The 2,696-nt window shown below is 47.5% G+C and carries 3 protein-coding genes; 1 reads left to right on the top strand and 2 read right to left on the bottom strand.

Annotated features, from left to right (window positions below):
- On the top strand, window positions 1-548 hold a 548-nt coding region (locus AC5JLB_RS25465; RefSeq protein ID WP_495876629.1), incomplete at its 5' end, for an aminotransferase class I/II-fold pyridoxal phosphate-dependent enzyme.
- Window positions 549-639: 91 nt separating this feature from the next.
- Here AC5JLB_RS25465 and AC5JLB_RS25460 read toward each other — a convergent pair.
- The gene (locus AC5JLB_RS25460; protein ID WP_495876628.1) at window positions 640-1,347 is read right to left on the bottom strand and encodes a phytanoyl-CoA dioxygenase family protein; all 708 of its coding nucleotides are present in this window, start codon (window positions 1,345-1,347) and stop codon (window positions 640-642) included.
- A gap of 60 nt (window positions 1,348-1,407) precedes the next feature.
- Window positions 1,408-2,571, bottom strand: a complete 1,164-nt coding sequence (locus tag AC5JLB_RS25455) for a pyridoxal phosphate-dependent aminotransferase (protein ID WP_495876627.1) — start codon at window positions 2,569-2,571, stop codon at window positions 1,408-1,410.
- Window positions 2,572-2,696: the final 125 nt, after the last annotated feature.

Raw genomic sequence — 2,696 nt, 5'->3', positions numbered from 1 at the left:
ACCCTCTATTTCAGCAGATTCTCTCAGTCACAACAACATATCTGGGACATTACCGAGTAGATATCATGACCAGTACGCTAGGCAAAGCCTTGGGCGGAGCATCTGGAGGGTTTACATCGGGACGTCAAGTGATCATCGATTTGCTACGCCAGCGATCGCGCCCATATCTGTTTTCTAATACGTTGGCCCCCGCGATCGCTTACACCAGCATTAAAGTGCTGGATCTGCTGAACCAGTCCAGCGAGTTGCGCGATCGACTAATGGAAAATACGTCCTATTTTCGTCAGCAGATGAGCGATCGCGGCTTCGAGATCAAGTCTGGTGTGCATCCCATTACGCCGATCATGCTTTACGAAGCGAAGCTAGCCCAAGAGATGGCGCAGGCTTTGCTAAATGAGGGAATTTATGTCATCGGGTTCAGCTATCCCGTTGTGCCGCAGGGTCAAGCTCGCATTCGGGTTCAAATATCAGCGGCTCATACGCGATCGCATCTGAACCAATGTGTAGAGGCGTTTACCCAAGTCGGGAGAAAGTATGGAATTATCTAGAGATCAATAGTGTTGAGCGGTTATCAGAAACTTTGCAATGAAAAGGATTTGAGTGAATCCGCTCCAAGATTGGTGTTCGACAGCTATCAACTTAAGACTCATACCATTTCAGCACATTCGGCAACTTTGCTGAACAATACTCAAGATGCAGCACGCGCCTGTGCCTTTGATCTATGGCTGCTGAAGATGAATGCAATAGTAATGGACGCATTATCATGGCTCCGCCCCTCTCTATTCTGCACGTTACGCTATTCCTCTTTTCTTTCCAATCTTGAATCTCTTCAGCCAACAGACGCCCTGACTTGTGTGAGCCAGGAATGACGTGCAATGCTCCATTTAACTCATCTGTATCATCCAAATGGACTCTGATGGTCAGCATGTTCTCCAAGATTGCAATCGGTGGCTGCACATGGACAATACTTGCTTTCACCGACCAGGGTCCATAATCCTCTACATCAATCTGTTCACGAACAGCAATAGTTAGATCCTGATGCCATGCCACTTTCCAATTTGCTTCCACTGTCTTGTTGAAAAAGATGCCGCGTACAACTCGTGCTTCCCTGCCAAGCATTGGCTCGATTAAAAGGCGAAGGGCTGGACTGTTTGCGATATCTCTTGTAAACGGAACAAGATTGAGGAGGTTCCTAATTCCATAGGCTGTGCCACCTCTACGACTCACTGCTCGATCGATAGGGATTTGTGTTAGATGTTCAGTGAGTAATGAGATCGCCTCGAAATCTAAGACATTTGGGACGACGGTGAACCCATCCCTTTCGATTGCGTGAATGTAATTAGTCATCTATGTAAATTAACATTCAACAAAGCCGTCTAACAAAATGATTCGATTTCTCCTAGCTTCTTACAATCTCAGCACGGCTGCTCGCATTCGCTCGATTGCTATCTGAAGATTCTCTAGCGAATTGGCATAAGAAATTCTGAGATAGCCATTACCAAACTCGCCGAATGCTGTTCCCGCTAAGAGTGAAACGCCTGCTTCATTGAGAAAATAATCGGCTAGCGCATCACAAGCCAATGGTAATTGCTTCACGTTTGGAAATGCATAAAATGCACCAGCGGGCTTGAGGCAGTGAATGCCCTCGATCTCATTTAAACCATCGACTACAGCATCTCGTCGGCACTGGAATTGCGCCACCATTTGATCAGCAAATTCTTGTGATCCTCGAAGCGCTTCAATTCCAGCAATCTGCGTAAAGGCACAGGTGCAGGAGTTGGAATTGATCATGAGGCGAACTATTCCCTCAACCAGATGTTTAGGCACAATGCCATAGCCAAGTCGCCATCCCGTCATCGCATAGGTTTTGGAATGACCATCGAGCAAAATGGTGCGCGATTTCATATCGGGAAACTGAATTAGGCTACTGTGATTGCCTTCATAGAGAATGCGAGAATAGATTTCATCGGAGAGGATGTAGAAATCGTGTCGATGGGCAAGGTCTGCGATCGCGGCTAAATCCTCTGCTTGCAATAAACCGCCTGTGGGATTTTGAGGGGAATTGAGAATTAACAAGCGAGTGCGATCGGACACGGCTTCGAGCAAATCGTCGAGATGAAAGCGAAACCCAACTTCTTCGCGTAGCGGCAACGGAACGCCTTTAGCGCCAACAAAATTGATCACGGATTGGTAAATGGGAAAGCCCGGATCTGGGTAAATCACTTCATCGCCTTCATTCACTAATGCCATCAGCGTGAAGAAAATAATGGGTTTGGCTCCGGGCGTCACGACAACTTCGTCGGGATGGATTTCGACCTTTCTGGTCGTCGAAATGTGTTCGGCGATCGCTTCTCGAAATGCTAACAAGCCAGCCGCCGGAGTATAGCCTGTATAGCCATCCTTCATGGCCCGGAATGCGGCTTCACAAATGGAAAATGGGGTCGGAAAGTCGGGTTGCCCAATTTCTAGATGGATGATGGATCGTCCTTGAGCTTCTAGCTGTTGCGCTTTGGCAAAGACATCAAAGGCCGATTCTGTCCCTAATCGACTCATTCGTTCTGCAAATTCCATGCGTTACACCTCATAATGTGTGAGTTCGACGAGCTTTTTCGCTTCGTTGACAGCGACTTCTGCCCCCTAAATCCCCCATTCTGAGGCAGGGCTGATTCATGTTAGGGAGGAAAAATTCCTAGCAT

This window comes from Myxacorys chilensis (genome assembly GCF_059505265.1).
The sequence above is the reverse complement of the archived record's forward strand: the minus strand, read 5'-3'. Positions and strand labels throughout refer to the sequence as shown.